Origin of the sequence: Celeribacter ethanolicus (genome assembly GCF_001550095.1) — a bacterium.
In the GTDB taxonomy this organism is placed as follows: domain Bacteria; phylum Pseudomonadota; class Alphaproteobacteria; order Rhodobacterales; family Rhodobacteraceae; genus Celeribacter; species Celeribacter ethanolicus.
Map to the genome: position 1 here is coordinate 162,198 of NZ_LRUC01000003.1, position 26,666 is coordinate 188,863.

The 26,666-nt window shown below is 58.9% G+C and carries 26 protein-coding genes and 1 pseudogene; 21 read left to right on the top strand and 6 right to left on the bottom strand.

The annotated features are described in order from the left end of the window. Positions 1-3 precede the first annotated feature (3 nt). Together NH195_RS00960 and NH195_RS00965 are read right to left on the bottom strand one after the other, a co-directional pair. Complete coding sequence (locus tag NH195_RS00960; protein WP_066701725.1) at positions 4-873, bottom strand: branched-chain amino acid ABC transporter permease; 870 nt, start codon at positions 871-873, stop codon at positions 4-6. A gap of 74 nt (positions 874-947) precedes the next feature. After that, positions 948-2,120: an ABC transporter substrate-binding protein gene (locus NH195_RS00965; RefSeq protein WP_066701726.1), complete on the bottom strand. Its 1,173-nt coding sequence runs from the start codon at positions 2,118-2,120 to the stop codon at positions 948-950. A 393-nt stretch (positions 2,121-2,513) separates the two neighbouring features. Between NH195_RS00965 and NH195_RS00970 the strand changes: the two genes are divergently transcribed. The 18 genes from NH195_RS00970 to NH195_RS21405 all read left to right on the top strand — a co-directional run bounded on the left by NH195_RS00970 (position 2,514) and on the right by NH195_RS21405 (position 20,666). Further along, entirely contained in the window at positions 2,514-3,542 is a 1,029-nt protein-coding gene (locus tag NH195_RS00970) for a BMP family protein (protein ID WP_066701728.1), read from the top strand. Beyond that, positions 3,543-5,072 carry an ABC transporter ATP-binding protein gene (locus NH195_RS00975; protein WP_066701730.1) on the top strand — a complete coding sequence of 510 codons (1,530 nt, stop codon included), beginning with the start codon at positions 3,543-3,545 and terminating at the stop codon, positions 5,070-5,072. It begins immediately after the preceding gene. Then, complete coding sequence (locus tag NH195_RS00980; protein WP_066701731.1) at positions 5,062-6,111, top strand: ABC transporter permease; 1,050 nt, start codon at positions 5,062-5,064, stop codon at positions 6,109-6,111. The genes NH195_RS00975 and NH195_RS00980 overlap by 11 nt, the downstream gene beginning before the upstream one ends. Then, positions 6,111-7,055, top strand: a complete 945-nt coding sequence (locus NH195_RS00985; protein ID WP_066701733.1) for an ABC transporter permease — start codon at positions 6,111-6,113, stop codon at positions 7,053-7,055. The genes NH195_RS00980 and NH195_RS00985 overlap by 1 nt, the downstream gene beginning before the upstream one ends. Further along, positions 7,055-8,332 (top strand): amidohydrolase family protein, encoded by a 1,278-nt coding sequence (locus NH195_RS00990; RefSeq protein WP_066701787.1) that lies wholly within the window; start codon positions 7,055-7,057, stop codon positions 8,330-8,332. Before NH195_RS00985 ends, NH195_RS00990 begins: the two co-directional genes overlap by 1 nt. An 857-nt stretch (positions 8,333-9,189) precedes the next feature. Next, positions 9,190-9,396, top strand: a complete 207-nt coding sequence (locus tag NH195_RS00995) for a Flp family type IVb pilin (protein ID WP_066701735.1) — start codon at positions 9,190-9,192, stop codon at positions 9,394-9,396. A 2-nt stretch (positions 9,397-9,398) separates the two neighbouring features. Next, the gene (cpaB, locus tag NH195_RS01000; protein ID WP_066701738.1) at positions 9,399-10,340 is read left to right on the top strand and encodes a Flp pilus assembly protein CpaB; all 942 of its coding nucleotides are present in this window, start codon (positions 9,399-9,401) and stop codon (positions 10,338-10,340) included. A 2-nt stretch (positions 10,341-10,342) separates the two neighbouring features. Further along, positions 10,343-11,749: a type II and III secretion system protein family protein gene (locus NH195_RS01005; protein ID WP_066701740.1), complete on the top strand. Its 1,407-nt coding sequence runs from the start codon at positions 10,343-10,345 to the stop codon at positions 11,747-11,749. Positions 11,750-11,760: 11 nt separating this feature from the next. Then, a complete protein-coding gene (locus tag NH195_RS01010; RefSeq protein WP_155846042.1) occupies positions 11,761-12,312 on the top strand; it encodes a CpaD family pilus assembly lipoprotein in 552 nt (183 codons plus the stop codon). Positions 12,313-12,497: 185 nt separating this feature from the next. Next, positions 12,498-13,556 carry a CpaE/TadZ family protein gene (locus tag NH195_RS01015; protein ID WP_155846043.1) on the top strand — a complete coding sequence of 353 codons (1,059 nt, stop codon included), beginning with the start codon at positions 12,498-12,500 and terminating at the stop codon, positions 13,554-13,556. After that, a complete protein-coding gene (locus tag NH195_RS01020) occupies positions 13,553-15,094 on the top strand; it encodes a TadA family conjugal transfer-associated ATPase (RefSeq protein ID WP_066701744.1) in 1,542 nt (513 codons plus the stop codon). The genes NH195_RS01015 and NH195_RS01020 overlap by 4 nt, the downstream gene beginning before the upstream one ends. Continuing rightward, complete coding sequence (locus NH195_RS01025) at positions 15,094-16,065, top strand: type II secretion system F family protein (RefSeq protein WP_066701745.1); 972 nt, start codon at positions 15,094-15,096, stop codon at positions 16,063-16,065. Before NH195_RS01020 ends, NH195_RS01025 begins: the two co-directional genes overlap by 1 nt. A gap of 205 nt (positions 16,066-16,270) precedes the next feature. Beyond that, positions 16,271-17,035 (top strand): type II secretion system F family protein, encoded by a 765-nt coding sequence (locus NH195_RS01030; protein ID WP_238379670.1) that lies wholly within the window; start codon positions 16,271-16,273, stop codon positions 17,033-17,035. After that, a complete protein-coding gene (locus NH195_RS01035) occupies positions 17,032-17,466 on the top strand; it encodes a TadE/TadG family type IV pilus assembly protein (RefSeq protein WP_066701747.1) in 435 nt (144 codons plus the stop codon). Before NH195_RS01030 ends, NH195_RS01035 begins: the two co-directional genes overlap by 4 nt. Then, complete coding sequence (locus NH195_RS01040; protein WP_274377261.1) at positions 17,456-19,246, top strand: pilus assembly protein TadG-related protein; 1,791 nt, start codon at positions 17,456-17,458, stop codon at positions 19,244-19,246. The genes NH195_RS01035 and NH195_RS01040 overlap by 11 nt, the downstream gene beginning before the upstream one ends. A gap of 109 nt (positions 19,247-19,355) precedes the next feature. Continuing rightward, entirely contained in the window at positions 19,356-20,138 is a 783-nt protein-coding gene (locus NH195_RS01045; protein WP_081423723.1) for a tetratricopeptide repeat protein, read from the top strand. Positions 20,139-20,185: 47 nt separating this feature from the next. Then, entirely contained in the window at positions 20,186-20,341 is a 156-nt protein-coding gene (locus tag NH195_RS21050) for a hypothetical protein (protein WP_155846045.1), read from the top strand. Then, complete coding sequence (locus NH195_RS21405) at positions 20,331-20,666, top strand: hypothetical protein (RefSeq protein ID WP_162265839.1); 336 nt, start codon at positions 20,331-20,333, stop codon at positions 20,664-20,666. Before NH195_RS21050 ends, NH195_RS21405 begins: the two co-directional genes overlap by 11 nt. 186 nt (positions 20,667-20,852) lie before the next feature. Here NH195_RS21405 and NH195_RS21055 read toward each other — a convergent pair whose 3' ends face one another. Further along, on the bottom strand, positions 20,853-21,191 hold the full coding sequence (locus NH195_RS21055; protein WP_155846046.1) for a DUF6538 domain-containing protein: 339 nt from the start codon (positions 21,189-21,191) through the stop codon (positions 20,853-20,855). A 784-nt stretch (positions 21,192-21,975) separates the two neighbouring features. Between NH195_RS21055 and NH195_RS01050 the strand changes: the two genes are divergently transcribed. Then, on the top strand, positions 21,976-22,368 hold the full coding sequence (locus NH195_RS01050; protein ID WP_066701751.1) for a hypothetical protein: 393 nt from the start codon (positions 21,976-21,978) through the stop codon (positions 22,366-22,368). 112 nt (positions 22,369-22,480) lie between these two features. Further along, positions 22,481-23,215: a hypothetical protein gene (locus tag NH195_RS21060; protein WP_155846047.1), complete on the top strand. Its 735-nt coding sequence runs from the start codon at positions 22,481-22,483 to the stop codon at positions 23,213-23,215. 222 nt (positions 23,216-23,437) lie between these two features. Here the strand turns inward: NH195_RS21060 and NH195_RS01055 are convergent, their stop codons facing one another. Together NH195_RS01055 and NH195_RS01060 are read right to left on the bottom strand one after the other, a co-directional pair. Beyond that, positions 23,438-24,424, bottom strand: a complete 987-nt coding sequence (locus NH195_RS01055) for a LysR family transcriptional regulator (RefSeq protein WP_066701753.1) — start codon at positions 24,422-24,424, stop codon at positions 23,438-23,440. Between the two features lie 115 nt (positions 24,425-24,539). Then, positions 24,540-25,256: a helix-turn-helix transcriptional regulator gene (locus NH195_RS01060; RefSeq protein ID WP_162265840.1), complete on the bottom strand. Its 717-nt coding sequence runs from the start codon at positions 25,254-25,256 to the stop codon at positions 24,540-24,542. Positions 25,257-25,848: 592 nt separating this feature from the next. Between NH195_RS01060 and NH195_RS20710 the strand changes: the two are divergent. After that, positions 25,849-25,977: pseudogene (locus NH195_RS20710) on the top strand (transposase domain-containing protein); the annotation flags it as partial. A 52-nt stretch (positions 25,978-26,029) separates the two neighbouring features. Here the strand turns inward: NH195_RS20710 and NH195_RS01070 are convergent. Beyond that, positions 26,030-26,666, bottom strand: a 637-nt coding sequence (locus tag NH195_RS01070) for an IS3 family transposase (protein ID WP_066701789.1), incomplete at its 5' end; no start/stop codon positions are given.

Genomic DNA, 26,666 nt, shown 5'->3' on the forward strand with positions numbered 1-26,666 from the left:
GGATCAGCCTTTCGCCGGGAAGAGGCCCATGGGACGGATCACGAGGACCGCCGCCAGAAGCGCATAGATGAGAACGGAGGCGAGCTGGGGCGCGAGAACGGCGCCGAAGGTCTGGACGAAGCCGAAAATGAGCGAGCCCGCGATGGCGCCTTGCAGAGAGCCAAGCCCGCCGATGACGATCACGATCAGCGTCGGGATCAGGATCTGAAGCCCCATGTCGGGGGTGACGCTCAGAAGCGGCGCGGCCACAGCGCCCGCAAGCCCCGCCAGTGCACAGCCGACGCAGAAGACGATGAAGAACAGACGCTCGACATTGATGCCGAGACAGGCTGCCATGGCGTCATTGTCGACCCCCGCGCGGATCATCGCGCCGATCTGGGTGCGTTTGAGGACCATGGCGAGGGCGGCGAAAATGGCGAGGCCCAGCGCGATGATGAACAGGCGATAGACCGGGTAATCAATGCCGAAGAGCGACACACGGCCCGCGAGAAGCGACGGCACTTCGATCGCAAGCGCGATGTCGCCCCAGACGATCCGCGTCAGATCAAGGAGCGCGAAGATCAGCCCGAAGGTCACCAGAACCTGTGCCATCGGCCCGCTTTTGCGCATCCGTTTGATCAGCCCGCCATAGAGCAGGATGCCCATGCCCGCGACCGCGACAGGGGCCAGAAAAAAACCGGTCCAGTAGCCGCCCACGGTGGCTGCGGCTGCGGCGACATAGGCACCCAAGGCATAGAGCGAGCCATGGGCGAGATTGACGAAATGCATCAGGCCGAAAATCACCGTGAGGCCGATGGAGAGAAGGAACAGGAGCATGGAAAGCTGCAACGCATTGAGCGTCTGCAACGCCCAGAAACCGGGGTCGAGAGACATGGTGGGGGTCCTTTGACAAACGCTCGGCCGGGAACTGGGGCCCGGCCGGGCTGGGAGGTCAGTTGGAAACGGGCTTAGTTCGAGACGGGTGCCATGGCGCAGCCGTTGATCGGATCGGGCGTCGCGGGCAGGGTGGCCAGAACCTTCTGGGTCAGGCCGGCATCGCCTGCGACGGTCTCATAGACATAGATCGGCTGGACGATGTTGTTGGTCGCCGGGTCGATCGAGAGCGTGCCGCGCGGACCGTCGAAATGCACCTGACGCAGGGCATTGGCGAGGCTGTCGCGATCCGTTGCACCGGTCTTGGTGGCCTCGATCAGCGCGCGGGCGGCGTCGAAGCCCTGCACGGCGTATTCCGAGGGAATGCGGCCGGTTTTCGCCTCAAACGCGGTGACGAAGGCGGCGTTTTCGGGGTTGTCGATTGTCGGCACGTAATGCAGCGCGGTGATCACACCTTCGGCGGCGGGGCCTTCGGCGTTGACGTAGAGCGGCGAGGTCAGGAAGCCCGAGCCATAGAGCGGCAGATCGGATTTGAGGCCGAAGCTGTCATATTGCTTGACGAAGGAAATCGCTTCGCCGCCCGCGTAGAACACATAGACCGCCTGTGCGCCGCTGGCCTTGGCCTTGGCGAGGAACGGCCCGAAATCCTGGGTTTTCTGGAAGGGGGTGAATTCCTGCCCGACGATCTCGCCCCCGGCGGCGGTGAAGGTCTCGGCGAAGCTGTCGATCATTTGACGGCCTGCGGCGTAATCGGGGGCCAGCGTGAAGACCTTGGTCAGGCCCTGCTCGACCATCCACGGTCCCATCGGGCGGTTCACCTGACCGTTGGAGAAGGACATGCGGGTGATGAAGGGCGAGCAATGCGCGCCGGTGGCCTCGTCATTGCCGGCATTGGCGACAATGAGCGGCACGCCCGCACCATCAATGAGATCGCGCACCGCGCCCAGAACGCCGGAACTGACGATGCCCGCCATGACGTCGACCTTGTCCTGAAGGATGAGCTTCTTCGCCTTGGCGAGCGCGACGGGCGGTTTCACCTCCGTATCTTCGCGCAGGAGCACAAAACTGGCGTCGGTCTCGGAGCCGTATTCCTCGATCGCCAGTTCGAAACCGGCCTCGATGTCATTGCTGAGCGCGGCATAGACGCCGGAATAGGGTAGCAGAAGCCCGACTTTGATCTCTTCGGCGTTTGCGGGCATGCTCAATGCGGTGGCGAACCCGAGGGCTGCCAGAACGGTGGTTTTCATGATATTCCTCCCTGTATCCCCGAACCCCTCCCCGGGTCCGGGTGGCGGCCACAGCGGCCGACCTTTGTGCGTGCCAGTCCGGGGCTTGGAACCCGTTCGGAACAGCTTGCGGCCAGACTGTGCGCAGGGCGCGCACAAGTCGAGAAAGGTTTGGGTATCGAATAATATCGGTTTTGTTGCGAGCGGCACCGGGTCACAGCCTCATTTTTAGGCGGTGATCGGGAAGTGGGGACGACGGAGCGGATCGGGCGTGGGCCAGCGTTGACAGCTTCGGCAAAAAATAAATCAATTGGTCCAAGTTTCGCATCGCGGGAGCGCGATGTGGGCCAAGCGTTCGCACAGACGTACACCATAAAACTTCGCGCATGCGAGCAAGCAACAGGGGATCAAGATATGACCAAAGACATGACGCGCCTCGGCCAGTCCCGGCGCAGTTTTCTCAAGGCGAGTGCGGCGGGTGCGCTTTTGACCACGCCCTTTGTACGGGCCGCGCTGGCGGCGGGAGATGGGCCGCTCAAGGTGGCAGGGATCTATACCGTGCCGGTCGAACAGCAATGGGTGAGCCGCATCCATGTCGCCGCCGTCGCGGCGCAGGCGCGGGGCGATATCGAGTACACCTATTCGGAAAACACCGCCAACACCGACTATCCGCGCGTCATGCGCGAATATGCCGAACAGGGCTATGACCTGATCGTCGGCGAGATTTTCGGCGTCGAACAGGAGGCCCGCGAAGTGGCCGCCGATTATCCGGACACCGCCTTCCTGATGGGCTCGTCTTTCAAGGAAGACGCGGGCGTGCCGAACCTGTCGGTGTTCGACAACTACATTCAGGACGCGTCCTACCTCTCGGGCATCATCGCGGGTGCGATGTCGAAATCCGGCAATATCGGTATGGTCGGCGGCTTCCCGATTCCGGAGGTCAACCGTTTGATGAATGCCTTCATGGCGGGCGCGAAGGAGATGAACCCCGAGATGAAATTCCAGGTGTCCTTCATCGGCAGCTGGTTCGATCCGCCCAAAGCCAAGGAAACCGCCTATGCGATGATCGACAACGGGTCGGACATGCTCTACGCCGAGCGCTTCGGTGTGTCGGATGCGGCGAAGGAAAAGGGCGTTCTGGCGATCGGCAATGTGATCGACACCCAGGCCGACTACCCCGAGACCGTGGTCGCCTCGGCGCTCTGGCATTTCGAGCCGACGTTGGACGCGGCTATCGCCAAGGTCAAAGCCGGTGAATTCATCGCCGCGGATTACGGACTGTATTCCTTCATGAAAGAGGGCGGCTGTTCGCTTGCGCCTTATGGCACGTTTGAGGGCAAGATTCCGCAGGAGGCGCTCGATCTCGTGGCTGCGCGCATGGCGGAGATCAAATCCGGTGCCTTCACCGTTGAGATCAACGACGAAGAGCCGAAGTCCGCGTAAATGCAAGCCTTTGAGACGGACGCAGGGCAGGGTGAACCTGTCCTGCGCATGACCGGGATCACCAAGCGCTTCGGTGCCGTGACCGCCAATGAGGATGTGAGCTTTGCCCTGCAACCGGGCGAGGTGATCGCGCTTTTGGGCGAGAACGGCGCGGGCAAGACCACGCTGATGAACATCCTTTTCGGGCAATACGCGCCCGACGAGGGCAGCGTCGAGGTGTTTGGCGAAACCCTGCCGCGCGGCAATCCGCGCGCCGCCTTGTCGGCGGGCGTCGGCATGGTACATCAGCATTTCACGCTGGCGGGGAACCTGACGGTCTGGGAAAACATCGTGCTCGGCACGCAACCTCTGGGTAAACTCAGCCTGTCGCCCGCGGCGGTGCGCGCCAGGATCACCGCGCTGGCGCAGAAATTTCACCTCAAGGTCGACCCGAATGCCAAGGTCGGCAAGCTGACCGTAGGCGAGCGGCAGCGTGTTGAGATCCTCAAGGCGCTCTATCGCAAGTCCCGCATTCTCATCCTCGACGAACCCACCGCCGTTCTGACGCCGCAGGAGACCGACGATTTGTTTGCGACGCTGCGCGAGGCGGTGGCGCTTGGCCTGTCGATCATTTTTATTTCGCACAAGCTGCACGAGGTCATGGCGATCTCGCACCGGGTGCTGGTCTTGCGCCATGGCCGTCTGGTCGCTGAACGGGCGGTCACGGACACTAACCGCGAAGAGCTTGCCGCGCTTATGGTCGGCAGCGAAGTGACTGCGCCGGATATTCCGGCGATGCCTGCGGGACCGGCGCTTTTGTCGCTGCGCGATGTGCATGCGACGGGGCTCAATGGCGTGACGCTCGATCTGCCCGCCGGTCAGATCACCGGGCTTGCCGGCGTGTCCGGCAACGGTCAAGCGGCGCTGTTCGATCTGATTTCCGGGCTGAACCCGGTGCGCTCCGGGGCCTTCACCATTCTGGGGCAGACGCCCGCGCATTGGACCCCGCGCGCAGCACTTGAGACGGGTGTCGGGCGCATCCCCGAGGACCGGCACACGACCGGCTCGATTGCCGATTTCGACCTCACCGAGAATGCGATCCTTGAGACCTATGCGACGAAATTTTCCCGCAAGGGTTGGATGAACTGGGGCAGGGCGCGCGCCGCGACCGAGCATCTGATCGCGACCTATGACGTGCGCTGCCCGGGGCCTCAGACGCGCATTCGCCTCCTGTCCGGCGGTAATATGCAAAAGCTCATTCTGGGGCGGGTTTTGGAAGAGGCGCCGAAGATCATCCTCGCCAACCAACCCGTTCGAGGGCTCGATATTGGTGCTGTGAACTATGTCCATGGCCGTCTGGCGGCGGCGCGGGAATCCGGGGCGGCGGTGTTGTTGATTTCCGAAGACCTCGAAGAGATCATGACGCTGTCGGACCGCATTCACGTCATCTCCGAAGGCCGTCTCAGCCCCGCCTTTGCGCGCGGCAGCGTGACGGTGGCGGAGTTGGGCAAGTGGATGGCGGGAGATGGGGAGGGCAGCCATGCGGCTTGAACCCATTTCCAACGCGGGCCCGGCGCGCAAGCTTCTGCCGCCCGTGCTGGCAATCCTTGCCTCTTTCGTGGTGGCGGCGGTTTTGGCGCTGGTCGCAGGCGGCGATCCGTTTGCGGTCTTCGGTCTGATCTTCAAAGGCGCGTTCGGGTCGAAATTCGCCCTTCTGGAAACGCTCAACCGTGCCACGCCGCTGATTTTCACCGGGCTTGCCGTGGCGGTCGCGTTTCGCGCCAAGCTCTGGAACATCGGGGCAGAGGCACAGTTTTATGCCGGGGCCGTCGTGACGGCGGCACTTGGTGCGGGCGCGATCGGGCTGAGTTCGGTCTTTCTTTTGCCCATCCTCGCCATCACCTCGGCGCTCGCGGGGGCCTTCATCCTCCTGATCCCGGCGCTTTTGAAAACCCGGTTCAAGGTCGATGAGGTGGTGACGACGCTGCTGTTCAACTTCATCTTTCTGCTCTTCGTCTCCTACCTGCTCGAAGGCCCGCTGAAGGACCCGATGGGCATGGGCTGGCCGAAATCCGCCCGCCTCATTCCCGAAGCCCGCCTGCCGCGCATCGTCGAGGGGCTGCGGTTGCACTGGGGCTTTGCTCTGGCGCTGATCTGCGCCGTGGCGCTTTACGTGATCGACCGCAAAACCACCCTCGGCTTCGAGATGCGCGCGGTCGGCCAGAATGTCGAAGCGGCGCGGTTTGCGGGGATTCCGGTGACGAAAGTGATCCTCAAAACCGCGCTTTTGTCGGGCGGATTAGCGGCCCTCGGCGGCTTCTCGGAAGTGGCGGGGCTCAAAGGCTCCCTGACGCTCGATCTCAGCCCGGGCTTTGGCTACACCGGCATCGTCGTCGCGATGCTGGCGCTTTTGAACCCTCTGGGCGTGGTGGCCGCCGCGCTCTTCGTGGCGGCGATTTTCGTCGGTGCCGACAGTATGAGCCGCGCGATCGGCGTGCCGACCTATCTGGCGGATATCATGCTGGCCTCGGCGCTTTTGATGATGGTGCTGGCGATCCTGTTTACCAAGTTCCGGATCAGGAGGGACTGATGGAGATCATCGACATTCTGCTGTCCGTGTCGTTCTGGGCCGCCGCGATCCGCATCGCCTCACCACTGATTTTCGCCACCATGGGGGAGCTGATCTGCGAGCGTGCGGGGGTTTTGAACCTCGGGATCGAGGGCATCATGGTCGCGGGCGCCTTTGCGGGTTGGTTCGCCGTGCTCTCTGGCCTGCCGCTTTGGGCGGGGGTGGGCGTGGCGCTTTTGGTGGGCATGACGTTTGGGCTGTTACATGCAGTGCTCTCTGTGCCTTTCGGGCTGTCGCAGCATGTGGTCGGCGTTGGTGTCACGCTGTTTGCCACCTCGACCACGTTTTTCATCTATCGCGTCGCCCTGCCGGAGGTCTCCTCGCCGCCGAAGATCACGGCCTTTCAGCCGGTCGAAATCCCGATCCTGTCGGATATTCCGCTTTTGGGGCAGGCGCTGTTCAACCAGACATCGCTCACATATGCGGCCTTCCTGACCGTCGCGCTGACCGCCTTTGTTCTCTACCGCACGCCCTTGGGGCTGGCGGTGCGGGCGGCGGGGGAAAGCCCCTCGGCCGTGGCCGCCCAAGGCCTCTCAGTGACGCTGATCCGCATGGGCGCGGTGGTGGTCGGCAGCGGCTTGATGGCCGTGGGCGGTGCGTTCCTGACCATGTCGGCCTTTGACAGTTTCTTTTTCGAAATGGTCGGCGGGCGCGGCTGGATCTGCATCGCTTTGGTGGTCTTCGGCGCATGGAAGCCCGGCAAGGCGATGCTGGGCGCGATCCTGTTTGCGGCGTTCGACGCGCTGCAAATCCGGTTGCAACAGACCGGCGTGGGCGCCATCGTGCCCTATCAGGTCTTCCTGATGATGCCCTATGTGCTGTCGATCCTGGCGCTCGTCCTGATGTCGCGCCGCGCCGAAGTTCCGGCGGCCTTGATGGTGCCGTTCAACAAAGGAGAAAGATGATGTTCGACCTGCTCGTCAAAGGCGGCACCTTGCCGGACGGAACCGTCGCGGACATCGCCATTCTGGGCGACAAGATCGCCGAGATTGCGCCCGGGATCGCCGCCGATGCGCGCGAGATGATCGACGCCACGGGCGATCTGGTCGCACCGCCTTTTGTCGATCCGCATTTTCACCTCGACGCAACGCTGTCCTATGGCCTGCCGCGCCTCAACGCTTCCGGCACGCTCTTGGAGGGAATTTCGCTTTGGGGTGAGCTGCGGGAGATCGCGACGGTCGATGAAATGGTTGAGCGCGCGCTGAGCTATTGCGACTGGGCCGTCTCCATGGGCCTTCTGGCGATCCGCAGCCATGTCGACACGACGCCCGATCACCTCAACACCGTCACCGCGATGTTGGAGGTGAAGGAGAAGGTCAAAGACTACATCGACCTGCAACTCGTGGCCTTCCCGCAGGACGGGCTTTACCGTGCGCCGAACGGGCGCGAAAACCTGCTCCGTGCGCTCGACATGGGTGTCGATGTCGTCGGCGGTATCCCGCATTTCGAACGCACCATGCAGGCCGGTGCCGACAGCGTGCGCGATCTGTGCGAGATCGCCGCCGAACGCGGTCTGCCGGTTGATCTCCATTGCGACGAAACCGACGATCCGATGAGCCGCCACGTCGAGACTTTGGCCCATGAGACCACGCGTCTGGGCTTGCAGGGCCGGGTGGTCGGGTCGCACCTGACCTCGATGCATTCGATGGACAATTATTACGTTTCGAAACTGATCCCGCTGATGGCCGAGGCCGAGATCGCCGCCATTCCCAACCCGCTGATCAACATCGTGCTGCAAGGCCGTCATGACACATTCCCGAAACGCCGTGGCCTGACCCGTGTACGGGAGATGCAGGCGGCGGGGATCGCCGTGGGCTGGGGGCAGGATTGCGTGCTCGATCCGTGGTATTCTCTGGGCACGGCGGACATGCTCGATGTGGCTTTCATGGGGATGCATGTGGCGCAGATGACCCACCCGGACGAAATGGCGCGGTGTTTCACGATGGTGACCGAGACCAATGCCGCGATCATCGGGGTTGAGGACTATGGGCTGCGCAAGGGGGCGATGGCCTCATTGGTGGTGCTGGATGCGAGCAATCCCGTCGACGCGCTGCGCCTGCGGCCTGCACGGTTGGCCGTGGTGTCCAAGGGCAAGGTGATCGCGCGAACGTCGAGGCAGGATGCGACATTGTCACTGGCTGGGCGCCCGGGCCGTGTCCGCCGCCGCGCTCCGAAACGATAATTCCGTTTCCGGGCATGCGAAGCGGGTCTTCCCACCTCGTCCAGCAAGGCCGTGATAGGAAGTTTGATACCGAGGTCTTGGCGAGGATTTTCTAACTTCGTCAGGGAGCTGGACAACGTGGCCGTGTTCAAAAAATCGTCTTGAGCACTTTTCCGTTCCGGCACCCCAATCTTCAATTTCTTCTTTTGTCGCTGCACGCCCTTTTGTGTGGTCGCAAGTGTTCCGTATGTCAGCCAAATACGGGATGAAGAGCCATTGTAGCGCTGTCGTCACGTCTGCATCTTTTCGCATCTGACTTAGGTCAGATATGCCGGGGTTTTCTTGCTCATCGTGATGCCGGGAACTCCGCAAACTGCCTGTGGTTAGCAGTCTAGAGGAGGTGCTCGACATCTTGTGGCGGCGCCGGGGCCAGAGAGCAGCAGTATGCGGCAGCGCTCAGAAACTCATACGGCGCAGGGCTCAGAGCAGCGCCGATTTGTGGTCTGAATATCGGCGATCTCGAAAGTATGCGTCCAATTTGGTGGGAATCATCTATGCTTAAGGAAAGAGACCTGTGCCCTATTGTGCGAACTATAGAAATGATGTGCAAATTTGCATTGCAAATACACGCATTGACCCAAACTTAAGAATTTGAAACAATACTAAAGCATATATTTGAACATACTAATTGGTTATCTATTTTGCCGCTAACTATACGTAAAATATAGGTTAAATGATTTTTGTGTTGTTTGTTTGCGCATTTTATTTTCTAAAAGACATGTCTCATAAACGTATTTTCATTTAGGCAATACGTTTTGATCTTAGACCACCCAAAAGTCTTGGATTGACGAAAAATATAACCTTTAGGGGGACACTCTATGAAATTCATCCAGAACTCCAAGAGCCTCATGCGGCGGTTCGCGCGAGAAGAAGACGGCGCAACAGCCATTGAGTATGGCCTCTTCGCCGCTTTGATCGCGGCTGTGATCGTTGGAACGGTGAGCACCCTCGGGACCAACGTGAATTCCGGTTTCACCAAAGTTAACACGGAACTGGAAGCTGCTCTACCTGCTGCAGGCGAATAACCATGTTCTCGCGCTTCGGTATTTCCGGGCGCGCGACATTGGTTCTGGCCACGTCGGCTCTGGTGGCCGGTGCTGCTGTGTGGGGAGGGTTTCGTCCGGCCCCTCAACCCACTTCGCAGCCCGTGCCGCAGGCAGCCTCCGGAACGGCACAGACGGCGCAGATTCTGGTCGCGTCACGTACCGTTCAGCCGGGAGTCCCTGTCTCGCCCGATGATTTTCAATATGCCGACATGCCGGTTGATAGCGTGCATGACGGGTTCCTCGTCGACACAGAAGCGCATCGCGCGATGCTCACGGGAGTGACTGTCTCGCGAACAATTCCGAAGGGCACGCCTTTTGTCGAGGCTGACCTGACGGCGCAGACCCTTGTGACTGATATGACCGCTACTCCTTCGACACCGCCCCGCTTGAATCTTGCGGCGGGCATGCGGGCCATCGCCTTGCCGGTTAAGGCTGAGACTGCCGTGGCGGGGCTGCTCGAACTTGGCGATCGTGTCGATATCCTGTTGTCCTACGAGATGGCGGAGGACGTCCTGGCGATCCGCACGGTGTTGCGTAATGTGCGGATCATCGCGACGGATCAGACCACGCAGCCTCCGGCGGAAGACGCGCAGGCGGAGCCGAAAACGCCGCCGAAGATCGTGACCTTCGAATTGACGCCGGAGGGAGCCAAGGTTCTGGCTCTGGCGGATCAGATGGGCGACATCATGTTGGTTCTGAGCGAAGATGATGCAGGTGAGGGGCCGGTGATCGCCGAGGATGCCCCGATTTTCTCCAGCCAGATTTCCGGCCAAACGACCAAGCCTCTGCCGACGGTGACCAGTCGCAGCGTGTCCATCGTGCGCGGTGCGCAAAACCGGGTGGATGTGTTGCTCTCAGAAGAGCAGCTCCCGGGGGGCATACCCGCGGCGGTCGTCTCCGTTCCTTCCAGTTCAGCAGAGTGATCATGATGTTTCAAAAACGTCTCAATCTCATCCTCCGCAAGCCTCCGATATTGCGGTTCGCCCTGAGCGCGCTTTTGCTGTCGCTGACCTTTGCCCCCGCGCAAGCGCAAACCCTTGTGGAAACGCGCAATCGGGCGATTGATCTGTTTGCGGGGCAAGGCAAGCTGATCAAACTCGAAAGCCCTGCGGAGACGGTTTTTCTGGCCAATCCCGACGTGGCCGATATCGAGATCAAATCTCCGAAACTGCTTTACATCTATGGAAAGTCCATCGGGGAAACGACGCTTTTCGTGATTGATGACGCGGAGGAAGTGACGCTCAGCAGCGCAGTCAAGGTGTCTTTCAACATGGATGCCATGACCCGTGCCGCCCGTGCTGCGCAGCCGGGGGGCAGCTTTTCCGTGACCGAGATCGGTGGGGCAATCGTACTGAGCGGCAGCGTCGATACCATCGGAGAGGCGGAAAAGGTCGAAACGGTTGTGCGGCAACTGGCGGGGGCCGATGCGACGGTGGTCAATTCCCTGTCGTTAAACACCCCGGCGCAGATCAACCTTCAGGTCAAGATCGCGGAAGTGTCCCGAACGGTGACGGAGGATCTGGGGGTGAGCTGGAACGTCCTATCTGGACACACATTTTCGAATAGCGCATACGGGGCGGCTTTTTCTGGTGGATCTGGTGTGGATGGAGGATACTCGTTGAGTGGCGCAACTGTCCGCCCTTTCAGCACAGGCCGTCTAGAGGTGGGTGTGACGCTCGAAGCGTTGAAAAAAGAAGGTCTCCTGACCATCCTGTCGGAACCCAATCTCACCGCGCGCTCCGGCGACAAGGCGAGTTTTCTCGCGGGGGGGAGGTTTCCTTATCAGACCACCAAGGACGATGACACGGCCACGGTTGTGTTCGAGCCCTTCGGCGTGGAATTGGAATTCCTGCCGGAGGTCTTGCGCGCGGATCAGATCAAGCTGAACGTGCGCACGCAAATCCGCGAGCTTGATTTCTCCAACGGAAGCCAGACCAACACGCAGAATGTGCCGCTGATCCGCGAGCGCAGTGCCAGCACGACGATCGAGGTTGGCAGCGGTCAGAGTTTTGCGATCGCTGGGCTGTTCAGCGCGTCGACGCAGCAGGATGTCGAACAGGTGCCGGGCCTCGGGGATATTCCGCTGTTGGGCGCACTGTTCCGGTCGACGAGCTTTCAGAAGGGCGAAAGCGAGTTGGTGATCATCGTGACGCCCTACATTGTCGAACCGGCCGCGCCCGGTCAGTTCAAGACGCCGCTCGACAAATTCAGCCCGGCAAACAGTCTCGACCGCAATTTCCTTGGTGCGCTCTCTTCCGGTGAGCCGATCAGCAAAGACGGTCCTGTGTCTGTCAAGAACATCAACGGCAACGCAGGGTTCCTTTTGCAATGAGACCGATCCGAATGTCCTCCGTCTGTGCCCTTGTCGGGGTCTCCCTGTTGAGCGCCTGTGCAACGCCGGTTGTGGATCGCGGTGCGATGCAACGTCTTTCGGCGCCCTATGTCGAGGTTCAGCACCAGTTTCGCTTTGCCAGCGGTGGTGGCGATCTCTCCGCCTCTGAAAGACAAAGTGTCCAGCGCTTTTTGAACAGTCTTTCTTTGACGGACAGCGACTTGGTGATTGCGACCCTTCCGGGAAGCGGCCAGCCGACGGTGGATGCGGCGCGCGAGCAGGCGATGCGGTCGCTTTTGTCGCGCAGCCCTGCCAAAGTTGAAATTCTGATGGACGAGACCTTTGGGGCCCGACCGACGCCGAGGCGACAGGTCGGAATTCTGCGTGCCGTGCGCGCCCAAGGGCTTGCGGTCTCCTGTGCGCCGGGAGAGCTCATCGCGGATCTGGGCTGCGCCAGTGCGACCAACCTCGCGGTGATGATCCATGAACCGGGCGATGTTCTGGCCGCCGAGGCGACGGCGGCGCGGGCCTATCGTGACAGTCCGGCGGAGACGGCACAATGAACCAGCCTATGCCTTCCCGAGCTGTTACCCGGCATGCAATTGATGCGTTTGTTGCCTCCGAGGAGGGGCGCGATGCGGTCACCTTGCTGTTGCAGCGGCTTGGAGAAAGCGACGCCGCCACACTTCAAACCGGCACGCTTGAGACCGTCGCCCGGCTCGCCGGTCTTGCCCCGTTTCGCAAACTCATGATCGTGGAACTGGGACAGGGAGAGATGGGTGACCATCTCGAGGCCGTCCGTGAGATTGTCGCCGAAGGTGGGGAGCTTGTGCTACTCGGGCGCGAAAACAGTGTTGCGGCGTATCGCCATTTTCTGGCGGCCGGGGCGCGGGACTATCTTGCACTGCCTTTGGAGTCGGATTTTGTGCTGCCGGATGTCTTTGCAGCGCCGAAGGGCGCGCTCCCGGTTCATGGCACCCAGGCTAAGGGCCGTGTCGTTGCGGTTTGCGGGGCGTCGGGCGGTGTCGGTGCAAGCCTCTTGGCCGCCAATTTGTCCGTTGCGTTTCTGGCACATAATGCGCCCCATAGGGCGGAAATCTCAAACGCGGGTCAGGGGGCAAAGGTCGGTCTGCTCGATGCGGATTTTGCCTTTGGGTCTCTGGCTGTCGATTTCGACATCGAAGCGACGCAGGGCGTTTTCGAAACCTTGGAAAGACCGGAGCGCGTCGACAGCACCTATCTTCAATCCAGTATGGCGGAGGTTTTGCCCGGTTTGTCGGTCTATGCCGGAGAGCTTCATGACGCGTCACTTCTTGCGGGGTACGAACAGGGGCTTGCGGGACTTGTGCAAACGCTGAAAGAGGAATTTCCGCTGACCGTCATGGATTTGCCGCGCCGACTTTTGCTGCAGGATGTCGGTTTGTTACGGGAGCTGGACGATGTGGTTTTGGTTCTGGCGCCCGGTTTCGGTTCGTTGCGCACTGCGGGACGGTTGATTGAGCGCGTGAGCAGCCAAAGCGGGGCTACGCGGATCTGGAACGTCGTATCCCAAAGCCGCCGTGATGCCGGGTTGAGCCGAAAAGAGATCGCTGATGCCCTGGGGCAGCCGGTGACTTGCGAACTGCCTTTGAGCTCTGCCGAAATTGCGCGCGCCTCGGTCAAGGGCGCGCCGCTACAATCTGAGTTTCCGAGGAGCGCTTACGCCCGAAAAGTCGCCGATCTGGCCCAGACGATATTGGCTGCGTCGGAACACGAGACATCCGACGTAAACGACCGTCGGTCTTGGTGGAAAAAGAGGTCGCGATGACCATGTCCGGCCCGCGACCAGCTACTGAATTGTCGACCGCACATGTTCAGATCGCAGAGCGTATTCGCCTTCTGATGGCGGAAGGCGCGCAGGGCGGGCCTTATTTGGTGAGTTCTGCGATTGATTGGTATCAGGCGCACAGTGGTGAAACCGTGCCGCGCGATGTGCAGCGGGCGTTGATGCAGGATCTGGTCGCAGATGTGAATAGCCTCGTACCCACCCCGCCGCCGGTCGTGCCTGTATCGCCGGGGAGGGCGCAGTATCAGCCCGAGTTTACCAAGCGGGTAATGCAGCTTGGTGGGCAGATTGCGCCCGAGGTGATCGGGCTTTTGGATTTGCGTGCCTTGGGGCATTTGTCTTTGGACGCGCAGCGCAGCGCGATCCGGGATGCCGTTCTGAGCGTCAGCCGTGGGCAGAAACTCGATCTGAACGGCGTCGAGACGGCGGAGCTGGTCGATTACGTCGTGGATGACATGTTGGCGCTGGGGCCGCTTGAACGTCTGCTTGCGGATGACAGCGTTTCCGAGATCATGGTGAACGGGCCCCGGCAGATTTATGTCGAGCGCCGCGGACAGTTGGAGCTGGCGGATATTTGTTTTCGCGATGACGACCATGTGGTGAACATCGCCTCGCGGATTGTCGGCGCCGTTGGGCGTCGGGTGGATGAGACGACGCCGCTTGTCGATGCGCGCCTGCCGGATGGCAGCCGGATCAATGTGACCATCCCCCCTCTGGCGGTGGACGGGCCGACCATGACCATTCGGAAGTTTCCGAAAGACGATCTGACGCTTCAGGATCTGGTGGAACGAGGCAGTCTAAGCCGACAGATGATGCAATTCCTGCGTCTTTGTGCACAGTTGCGGCTCAATCTTCTGATTTCCGGTGGCACGGGGTCCGGGAAGACCACGCTTTTGAACGCCATTTCGCGCGAAATCCCGGCCAGGGAGCGGATCGTGACGCTTGAGGATGCCGCCGAATTGCGTCTGCAACAGCCGCATGTCGTCCGACTTGAAACCCGGCCCGCGAACATCGAGGGGCAGGGGGCGGTTCCCATGCGGGCCCTGTTTCGCAATGCACTGAGGATGCGACCGGACCGGATCATCATCGGTGAGGTGCGTGGCGATGAGGCATTCGACCTTTTGCAAGCGATGAACACCGGACATGACGGTTCGATGAGCACGCTGCACGCGAATACGCCGCGCGAAGCGCTGACCCGGATGGAGAACATGATAGCCATGTCCGGCGTTGTCCTTCCGACGGAATTCGTGCGTCAGCAGTTGGGCGACGCGATCCACGTTATCGTGCAGATTTCGCGCATGCGTGATGGTGGTCGGCGGATTTCCTCCATCTCAGAGATCGTAGGTGTCGAAGGCAGTGTCGTCAGCCTTCAGGAACTGTTCCGTTTCGTCCCGCGCCCCTATGAGGGCGAGGCCGTGCAGGGCGATTTTGTCTCCTCAGGTCTGATGCCCGGTTTCTTGGATCTGGCGGTGGAGCAGGGGCTGGACAAGACGTTGCGTCAGACCATGGAGCCAGGCTGATGCTGATGTCCGCGCTTTTGTTTCTGCTCATCTTCGTCGCCTGCGTCGCTGTGAGTACCTTTGCTCTGATGATGTATGACCGGACCAACCGGGGCCGGAGGGGCCGCTTGATGCGGGCCGCGGCGGCGCATCCCGGCGCCACCTCCGCACAGGTGCGGCAACGGCTGGCGGAAAGCGCGTCCGAGGCGGCTTCTGCGGTGCTCAAGCGTGAAAAGAGTGGTGTGATTGGCGTTCTGGAACAGCGACTTCGTGCCGCTGGATTGTCTCTTTCTGCGCCCGCCGGGCTCCTTTTGGTCTTGTTTTTGTCTGTCCTCAGCTTTCTCGGCCTGATGGTCTTCGCGGCTGTACCTGTGATGTGGTCGGCGCTGATAGCGATCGGAGCGGGCTGGATGCTCCTGAATGTTGTGCTCGACATTCTGCGCCTGCGGCGGGTGCGGCAGTTCACCGAAGCCTTGCCCGATTGTCTCGATGTCTTCGCGCGCGGGCTGCGGGCCGGACAACCCCTCGGGGAGGCGCTCGGTCTGGTGGCCAATCACTCCAAGGGGATCGCGCAGGAAGAGTTTCTCAGATGTCGTGAGGAATATCGTATGGGGATGGCGCTGGATGAGGCTTTGTCGGGGATGGCGGATCGGATCACTTCCCCGGAAGCGCGTTTTATCGCCGTGGCCACAGGATTGCAGGCCGAAACCGGCGGCAACCTGATTGAGACGCTTGAAAACCTTGCCATGCTCCTGCGAGACCGGCGCAAGTTGCGCAAAAAGGCGGCGGCGCTTTCGGCCGAGACGCGCGTGAGCGCCGTGATCCTGTCCGGGCTGCCGTTTGCTGTCGGTGGCGTCATTTTCTTTATGAATCCGAACTATCTGTCGCCGCTCATTGAGGACCCGAGAGGCCGCATTCTCGGCATTCTGGGGCTGCTCAGCCTGAGTCTCGGCATTGCCAGTATGTACAAGCTGTCGCGGATAGATGTCTGAGATGGAACGGTTTTTTCTCCTCCTGCTTGTATTCGCAGCACTGGGTCTCCTACAAGTCCTGTTTTGGGGGCTATGGGACGCAAGGGCCCGTCGCGCGCGATTGCAGCGCACGATCGCCCGAAACGCGCAAGGGGCATCGTCAATTGCCTTTGCGCCTCCTGTGATCAACCCTATGCACAAGCGTCTTCAGGACCATTTGACACGCATGGCGGTGGCGACATTCGAGCGGGTCTCTGTCGTGAAGGGCAGTGAGGCGGAGGCTTCGGATGCGCTGTTGAAAGCCGCGGGCATTCGCAGCCGGGATGCCCACCTGGTCTATGCCTTTCTGAAACTGGTTCTGCCGATTGCCGGGGCGTTTTTGGCGTTGTTCTGGTTGATGTTCAATGCGGACGGCGGGCTCAATCCGCTCTCCGTCATTATTGGTGTAAGTGGCTGCGCGCTTTTCTTTTCCCGTGCGCCGGATGCTTTTTTGGCAATGCGCCGCCGCAAGCGGCTTGAACGCGTGCGCCGGGCGTTTCCCGATATGCTAGAGCTTTTGGTGATCGTCAGCGAAGCCGGCCTTGGTCCGCTGCCGGCGCTGCGGCGGGTCGCGCGGGAACTGCAGGTGAGCTGTCCCGATCTGTCTTTGGAACTGCAACAGCTCGTGCTCGAACTCACGGTTTTGCCGCAGCGCGCAGAGGCGTGGCGCAATTTCGAAGAGCGTCTGCCATTGCCGGAAATCTCGGTGTTTGCCAATGCCCTTGTGCAGGCGGAGCGCTATGGCACGCCGTTTCGCGGCGCGCTGCGCAACCTGATGCAGGACACGCGGTCGGCGCGGTTGTTGCAGATCGAGGAAAAGGCCGGACGTCTGCCCGCCCTTATGACGATCCCGCTGATTGTTTTCATCATGCCAGCGCTTTTCGTGGTGCTGATCGGCCCGGCCGTGCTGAGCATTCTTGACAACATTATGCAGGGAGGAGCGGGGGGATGAATCTGTTTCGGCGTCACTTGCAGGAGGACGAGGGGGCGACGGCGGTAGAGTTCGCGCTCGTTTTGCCGGTGCTTTTGAGCATCCTCTTCGGCATCATTGCGTTCGGCCAGTATTTTGCCATTGCCAACAGCCTACAGCAATTCGCGGCAGAAGCCCTGCGCTATTCGGTGAGCGAGCCCTTCATGGCCGACCGTGAGGCGCGTGCGAACAGTTTTCTGAACAGCCCCGGAGAGCGCTTTGCCTTTCTCGACGCCACCAAGATTTCCCGCACCGTGACGCCCAGCGAAACGGTCACAGAGAGCGGACTGACCGTCACGGCGCTACAGATCACGCTGACCTACGATCTGAGCGGAACGGCGGTCGATATTGCAGACAAGTTCCTTGGCATCGGGATCGCCGACATCACCCGGAGCAGTTACCTTGCCTATTAAGCGCCATGTCCAGAGATTTCACCGCGATGAACGTGGGGCAGTTGCGATTGTGGTCGCGCTCTTTATGACCGTTGCGATCGGGTTTCTGGCCTTGGGGGTCGATCTGGGCTCGCTCTATTTCGAGCAAAAGACCCTGCAAACGCGTGCTGATATGGCGGCGGTGAGTGCGGTTTTGAATCTTGACGACAGCCCGGCTCAGAACGCTCAGGACACGGTAGCGGGCAATGCCTTGGCTGTCGCCGATCTGGAAACGCTGTCCTATGGTCGATACCTCTATGACGCGGCTGTCTCGCCCGAGGCGCGGTTCACTGTGGGGGATCTGACCGACACCGGGACCAATGCGGCGGAGGTCGTCCTCACGGATGACGCGCCGCTCTATTTCTCCTCTCTGTTTCTTGGCACGAACAGCACGCCGTTGAGCGCATCCGCAACCGCTGCCCGGTTCGATTTCGCGTCTTTCAGCCTTGGCTCGCGCTTGTTGTCGCTGGACGAGGGGCTGCTGAATGCGCTGCTTGAGGAGCTTCTGGGCACCTCCTTGTCGCTCACCGCTCTGGATTACGAGGCTCTGGCCAATACGAATATCGACCTTTTGACCTTCACCGATGCTTTGGCCAATCGGATAGATTTGACCGCAGCGAGCTACGAAGACATTTTGACCTCCGATATTGACCTGCTCGATGTGGCGGGGGCGCTGCTGGATACCGGGCTGGTCTCGGGCTCGACGGATGTGTTGACCGCCATTCTCAATGGTGTGGTGTCCAGCACTCTCAATGCGTCGCAATTGATTGCGATCGACGGCGACAATGTTGCCTTGCAGCTTGAAGATGTGCTCAGGGAAGTGTCTGTTTCCGCTCTCGATATCCTGATGACGAGTGTCGAGATCCTCAATCAGGATCACTATATCGAAGCCAGTCTGGATCTCGATATTCCTGGTGTTCTGGACACCGATTTGGGGTTGATCGTCGGGGCGCGGAAGGCGGGGTCTGGCTGGATCACGCTGGGAGATCGCGGCGCCACAGTGCATACGGCTCAGGTGCGTCTCAAGCTGTTGCTCGATTTGTCTCCGAGCCTTCTCGAAGGAATCGGGGAGGGGGTCTCCGTGCTGTCTTTGCGTCTGCCGCTCTACGCCGAGATTGCGAGCGCCACGGCCACGCTGGCGGATCTCAATTGCGACGCCGGGGATGCGGACGACGTTGTGGCGCGGTTCGACACGGGTTTTGCCCCGATGACCGGAACGACGGGCAACCATGTGCTCGAATTGTTCTTGGGCGAATTCGACGCGCCGACCTTCGAGGACACGACGACCCCGCTGGATGCCGATTTGCTGGAGCCCGCGAAGTTTCTCGATCTGGAACTGAGCCTGTTGTTGATCACCATCGACTTGTTCTCCCTGAACATCAAATCCCATGTCGCGACGGGGATCTCCGAACAGCCGGAAACGGAATTCCGCGTGTCCCAGATTGGCGAGACACAGACCTACGGGGTGGAGGGGGTGCTCAGTTCAACCGTGGCCAGTTTGCTGGACCCGGACAATCTCGAGATCAGCGTCAGCAATGACAGTCAGTCTCTTTTGGGGGGGCTTCTTGAGCTGCTTTTGGCGCCGGTGGTCGCATTGGTGAACCTGATCCTGACCACCTTGCCAAACATGTTGCTGACTGCGCTTTTAACCCCCATCGACGCTGTGCTCGACGCCCTTTTCAACCTGCTCGGCATTGGTATTGGAGAAGCGGACCTGACGCTTGAAGGCGTGTCCTGCGGCAAGGTCATGCTGGTCCGATGAATGTTCTTGCGTCCCTCATACAAAACCGCTGCCGTGGGGCTGTCATCGCCTCACTTTTTCCTCATGTCCTCACGTTGACCGGAGTAGCCTCTTGCGCCTTATCACACATATGAAACACCTGTTTGCATCTATTTTTGTGGCTCTGAGCCTCTCGGCCTGTACGCTTGGCACGGATACCGCGACACAGGGCGCAAGTGGGGGCGGTTCGGAAACTCTGCGTCTGGCGCAGGCGACCTCTGAGGCCGGCGACAATGAAACGGCGGCGCGGCTGTTTGAAAAGGTTCTGGTGGTCGATCCGGTGTCGGTGCCTGCGCTCTTGGGGGCGGGCAACAGCTATGCGCGTATGGGGCAAAACAGCCGTGCGGAGGCCGTGCTGTTGCGTGGGTATGAGCTTGCTCCCGGGAATGCAGAAGTGCTGACCACTTTGGCGCGTGTCTATTTGGCGATGCAACAATCCGAGCGGGCGGTTGACACCTATGACAAGGCGCTGCGGGTGGATCGCACCAATGTGGCGGCCCTGACCGGAAAAGGCGTCGCGCTCGACACGCTGTCGAGGCACAAACAGGCACAGGGCGTCTATGAAGATGGCTTGCAACTCTATCCCACGAATTTCATTTTGCGCAGCAATTATGCGCTGTCGCTGGCGATTTCCGGCGATATCGTGCGGGGGACCGCGATCCTGCAAGAGTTGGTCAAAGACCCGGCCGCGGCCCCTTATGTGCGGGGCAACCTTGCCTTGGTCTACGGGCTCGACGGGCGCGAAAACGATGCGCGGGCGACGCTGAAGCTTGATCTAACACCGCAAGAGATCGAAGAAAATCTGGCGACCTATCGGGCTTTGCGCCGGATGCGGCTTGAGGGGAAACAGATCGGCTCTCTCGTATTCGTCTGAGGCAAAAGAGGGCGCTCTGACGTTCAAACGGCAGTCGGGCCGGACAAATGATCCAGGATTTTACCAAAGCCGATCGAGTTGGACGCTTTCAGCAAGATGGTATCTCCGGGGTGCAGATGGCGGTCGGCCTCGCCCGGGCGGGCTTCGACACCAAGGACCAGCAGGCGGCGGCGGACAACCACCTCTTACAATGTGGTCGCTGAAGCCGTGGGGGCTGATACTCGACCGTTCCGCTTGGGAAGGAACGAAATTCGTCAGCTGATTCAGAAGTATGCCGCCGATCCAGATTACCGCGATCTCGATGCTCAGACGGAATTGGTCACAGAGCTTGGGCGTTCCGCCCGCACCTTTGCCCAACACGCACCAGAAGCCACAGAAAAACTGATTTCAGAGCTGGAATTGACCCGGCTGGAACTTGCGATCCAAAAGTTAACTTGCGATCCAAAAGTTCGAAGAGCTGTCTCCCCAAGCCCCGGTCGCCCGAGTGGTGTTTCCGATCTATCGAAAAATGCCGGGCACAGAGGGTGATTTTGAAATCACATTGAACGCGAAACGGCAGGGCGCCGAACGATTAGGCATCACAGCATAGCTCACGGTGGCATTATTTTAAAGTGCGCATCACTATCAGAGTGATCCGAAAGAAAATTCTGTTAAGGCGGCTGTTGGAGAGTGCTGAGGTCCAAGTCGAAGCTCCGATGACTATTTTGGCGTTGATCAGCTGCGCCTTGCCCTATCGCCCAGGGCGCGGCCACACTTAGATTTATGATGTTGTGAATGGGCTTCCGGCTTTCCGCCTTCATCAACCTTGCCGCGATCTTTCAATGCAAACCCACGTCGCGCGGCGGCTTCACCCCTCGCGTAGTCGAAAGCGAGGTTGCTCAGCCATGTCAGTCGGCTGGCCAACACCTCGGCTTCGCGCACCACATGAGTCCGCAACGAAAAAACGAAAAACGAGTTTGACGCATTTTTTTGAAAAAAAATCGGCAGACGTCTGCGCCAATAATATGCGGACTGTCTGCGCTCTAAATGAAGGTAGCGAATTTGTTTTCTCAATGCTCCGACTCCCGCGTGCGGTGTGTGTCATCGGATGTGTCAGAGAATGTGCCCAGAACGCGAAAAGCGCCCCGAGATGGAGCGCTTTTTCGTTTATTTCCAAATCCTTGGAGGGGATTTGGCTCCGGCGGTAGGGATCGGAGCTATTTTCCCGCGTAGGGTGTAAGTTATTGAATTTAAGTTGTTTTGTTGTGGGCTTGCGATGGCGGACTTCATGATTTGTGAGACATTTGTGAGACGGAGGCGAAACCGTTCTCACGATGTTCCTCCCAGACATTAGGAGCGTTTTCTTGTTTGGTCGAGTGCAAAATATGGTGTGTTGCAGGCGGGCTGAGACCGGGGATTGGTCCGGTCGGTTACACTAGGGGCTCCTATGATTTTAAACAGTTCTAAGCATCTCAGGGGTCTATATCCACGGCCGCAAAGTAAAACCAAAACTGCTGCGGACAAACTCGATCAGTTCAGAGACCGTAAGCTGGGGTGAAGCACCTAGCCAAAAGATGTACGTCTTTAATTTGAAATAAGATATTGATTTTAATGTTGTTTTAAAACGCCATCATCTGGCTCGATTGTACTTTTGTATTCATCCTCCCCAGAAAAGCAAATCCAATGATCAGTTGATAGATCAATCATATAATCCGTAGATGCCACATTTTCCGATAGATATGAGGCCAACTATTTAAGGCGATTTCTCCTTCCTAAAGTCAAATCCGAGGCAGCCATCCCGTTGGTTGTTTCAGTTTTAAGGGACTGCGGATCATTCCGCTCAAAGGAGGAAATCACTATGAAAATGTTTCTTGTTCTCGCGTCTGTTGCCGCTCTCGCCGGCGGTGCTGCCAATGCACAAACTATTCTTGGCACTGGCTCTTGGTCCAATTCCGCAAGTGGCGCTGACTTCTCTGGCTCGTCCGGTGCAGGCACCTTTGGCGGCTTTGCCGGTGCATCCAACACGACATCCATGAATATGTCCTCGACCGGCCAGGCCGGCGGTGTCACTGTGCTTGGCTTTGGTGGCGCAGGGTCCGGCTCTGGTTCGAGCACAACGGCGAGCGGAGGGGTGAACAACACATCCACAAGTGGCTCGCTCGGCTGGGGCGCCGCTGGCGCATCTGGCGGCTACGGCGGTTCCAACGGAAGCACTGCTGGTGCCTTCGGCGGATTTGGCACCTCGTTCTAACGGGGCGTCAAAGCTTGACCGTTTCAAAACGGTTCAAGCCGACCGGAGCAGCTATCCGAACGTACTGCTCCGGTCTCACAATCAACCTCTGCGTTCGGGGAGGAGTAACATCATGCATACGTTTAAAAAGGAAATGAATGTCCCAATTCTGGCCAAAGTAACTCTCGTCGCCACAGCTTTGTTCGCAACCGCTTTCTGCGGCTCCGTCGCGACCGCCCAATCCGCAACGAGCGGATCGAGTTCAAGTTCGTCCAGTTCCGCGACTGTCGACAGTTCGGCCGCAGCCTCTGCGTCCGGGGGCTATTCGAATGCGCAGATCTATCTCGATCAAAGCACACCCGGCACGATCTCGTCGAACCACAACTACAGCGGCTCATATGAAGTGCGTTCTGCACCTGCCGTACAACCCCCGTCTATGGGGTCCGGCCACCCCTGTGCGATCTCCGGCAGTATCGGCATTTCTCTGATCGGTGGTGGCGCTTCAGGCGGTCTGAGCCGTGTCGACGAAGCATGTTTGCTTGCACAAATGGGACAAGGCAATGCAGCGCTGATCATGATTGCCCGCAGGGATGCCGAAGCTTGTTTTGCTCTGCGGCAAGTTGGGTCTATTCCGTCCAACAGTCAGTGCTCTGCCTCTGATCGACGTGCAGCAGCGCAGGTAAGCCGCGCTCAATCGGCTCAAACCGTCCGCGCATCGTCTTCCTCGTCGTCACCGACTGTGGTTTCAATTGCGCGCTATGTGACGTGCTCGCGAGATTCCGATGGTGGTATCCGCGCCCGCAAACTGCGGGGAGCGCCGTTCAGCAACGATCAGGTTGCAACATACTGTCGCGCGCAGATGAAGTAACCTGTCGCGTCTCGCCTTCTTTTACCTGCCCCCCCAAAAAGGAAGAATGGCGAGGCGCACTTTCCCACAGGAATAAACGCCTGCGGGTGTTCCAGAACAGACCAGAATGAGCACATGAAGCTAGTCCTTCTCCAATTAGGACGAGTGGCTTTTTATTTGTCCTGATGGTCAGCCCCCCAGCCGAGGGCGCATTCGAACCTGAGATCATAAAAGCATCAGGCTTCAGAACTGGATGATAGCGGGAGAAGAACTTTGGCATCGTTCGTAATGCTCGCGAACCGCAGTCGTAAGACGATTAAAATAGCTTACAAATGTCGGAACAGCCATCAGATGACGCGGCATAACAAGCACCATTTCCTGCATCTTACGCCCTATATCATAAAAGTTCACGGCATCATGGATGCGTTGCGGCAAGTTGCTATGATGGGTCATGCTGATGTGACATGTCGCAAGCTGTGCTACGACGATCTCGATCGCACTGACGTGCAAATCACAGGAAAAATATGGTCGCGCACTCGGAAGCATTGCGTGATACCAATCATCACTGGTCTCCCGCCATTCATGTTGAGCTTCGACCAAAACCCGCTTTCTCAACGGTTTGGGAAGAACCTCCGGCAATGCCTCGGATTCGATAATCCGTTTAACCAGCGCTTGGTTTACACTTTTGGGAACAGCCCAAAGTATCCGGTCATCGTATAGAAATTCTCGTTTTAGCGACTGCGTTTCTCGCAGAGATCCCGTCATTCTCATAAGGCCAACACTTGCTTTTCGGACAGCCATAAAGTCCAGCATAGTCTTACTCGATGCGGAAAAATGAACAGAAAAATCCGCGATATTCGGATCTATTTCAGCCGCGTCAGCGGCCAACCCCAGCACAACGCCCGAATGAGACGGGATGGTGACAAACGTCATCTTGTAGGCGTTTTTTCCGAAATGTTCCGCGTGAATCTGTTGTCCGACTTCCAGTTCCGACAACACACGTCGCGCCGTCTCGGCCCAAAGCTCTCCGGCACCGGTCAGAAGGGTGTGGCGTTTTCGGTCCCGATTGATCAACTCCGCCCCGAGAGTGCTTTCCATCTTGGCAAGCTGTGCTGAGATGGTCGGCTGGGTCACCCCCATCACCTGCGCAGCTTTTCGTATGGACCCAGCACAGGTGATTCCGTGCAACACTTCCAACTGTCGAATGGTAATTGTTGTCGAATAGCTCATCAAACAGCCCCATCATCGCAAACTATGCCTGAACGCATTTGCGGGCCGGTATCCTGGAAATCTTACGAAGACATGCACAGGATGTACGCCACGACCCACGCTGAGTTAGGCGTATTCAATCCCCAGAGCGTCGCATTTCTCTGAGCGAGGCACTGTTTCCTCGCGCATTGGTGTTGTGAAAACAGATCGCCGCTTCCGTCCGATTGGAAACACCCAATTTGGTCATGATCCGATGGATATGAAGTTTGATCGTATGCGCCGACACCGACAGGTCATTCGCGATTGCCTTATTGGGCCGACCGGCCGCCACGAGGCTGAGAACCTCGCGCTCTCGCGGTGTCAAATCTGCCATTCGGCACGCGCTTGCTTCGCGTTCAGAGAGGCTCTGTGGCCGATGCGGATGTTTGATCATCTCCGCACGGTTGTTCTGCACGTCGCTTTCATGTGCGATGCAGTTAAATATGGGCGCCGGGAGATAGTTCGCGCCGCAATCAATCAGGCGTATCAGTTGTATCCAAGCCGTGAGGTTCAAATTCATTGGCAGCAAGCTCATCTCAGCTGACGCAATCTCATCGACCCAGCGCTCGGCAAGGCGCATGGCACTCGCCATATCGCGCACACCAAATGCGATGCGAATTCCCTCCCTCACGCGCAATTCGCTCAGTGCGCTGGACATGAATTCCTCGGCCTGACGCTCATCGACGATCACGAGACGCGTGGCTTGCCGCTCTGGTGGCGTTTGGTTGGAATACACCACTTGCCACGTCGCGACATCGTTAAAGAGTTTCGCCTCCACTCCCTGAAATTCATTCTCAATGGTGCGCAGAACCACCTCTGAAAACAGTCGTCGAGTGCCTATGAACGTAAATATAGCAGAGTGTGTTGCACTCGGTGCAATGTCTCCATTCACCGGGTGCCCCTCTGGTCCCCTCGGTTGACTCATTGGTTGTCTCCCCGCTAACGCTAACAAAAATACCACTATTTATCGACTTGTATTCTTTCCCCACCCTCGAAAATAACGAAAATCTGATTGATGTTAATCTATACTCGAAAATTGTTTTTTTGACCTCCTAGCTAAAAGGACAATCCCTGGGAAGTAATGTGATGAAGTTGTTCGTGCAATTTCCAAGGGAACCTCGCAAAATGCCTGTGGTTCTCAATGTAGAGGGGTGGGGCTTGGTCAGCCCCACCTGAGCGGTCCAGCTTTTAGGATAGTTTATCCTGTATTTTGGAGGACTACTTACATGGCAGGCAAACGAGAAAAGCCGGAAGACATTGTTCTGAAGATTCGGAAAGTTGAGGTGCTACAAGGCCAAGACGCACCTGCGCGGTTGTTTTATGCCTTCGGTTTGGAGCGGCAAGTTCCGCTCCGTGACATTGATAGATTTTTTGATTCTGATGGAGGGAAAATCCTGTGTCAGGTCACCACCGCGAAGATCAACGGTGCCGAGCCCTTCACCTACCTAAAGGCGACTCTCGAAGCCATTGCCGCCGTTCACCCGGCCAGCAGGGTTGACGAGCTGCTACCTTGGAACTTCAACCCGTCAAGCTGAACAGGCGTGGGGCGGTAATCCCCCCATTTTTAGAGGGGCGTATCAGTAGAATCTAAGCTGCTGTCAGTTTCTGTATCGGGGTCATGCCGCCGATGCCCATGTTTGGTCTTTCGTTGTTGTAAGTCCAGAGCCATTTCGTTGCGTGATCCTGCACGTCTTCAATGCTTTCGAAGTGGTATCGCCCGAGCCATTCGGTGCGAACTGTCCGATTGTAGCGCTCGATATAAGCGTTCTGCTGGGGCTTGCCCGGCTGGATGTAAAGCAGCCCGATCCCCGCCTTCTCGGCCCATGTTTGGAGCCTGCCACTGACATATTCCGGGCCGTTATCTACGCGAATGGCCAGAGGTTTGCCTCGCCAGGCGATGATCTGGTCCAGCGCCCGAACAACGCGCTCGGCGGGCAGTGAGAAGTCCACTTCGATGGCCAGGCCCTCGCGGTTGAAGTCATCAAGCACGTTCAATGTGCGGAATGCCCGACCGTCAGCCAGCTGATCGGCCATAAAGTCCATCGACCACACCTCATTCGGGGCCTCAGGCACGACCAGCGGTTCCGGTTTCTCGCGCTGCAGCCGCTTCCGAGGCTTGATCCGCATGTTCAGCTCCAACTCGCGGTAGATGCGGTACACGCGTTTGTGGTTCCAGCCAAAACCTTTGACGTTCCGCAGATGCAAAAAGCACAGACCAAACCCC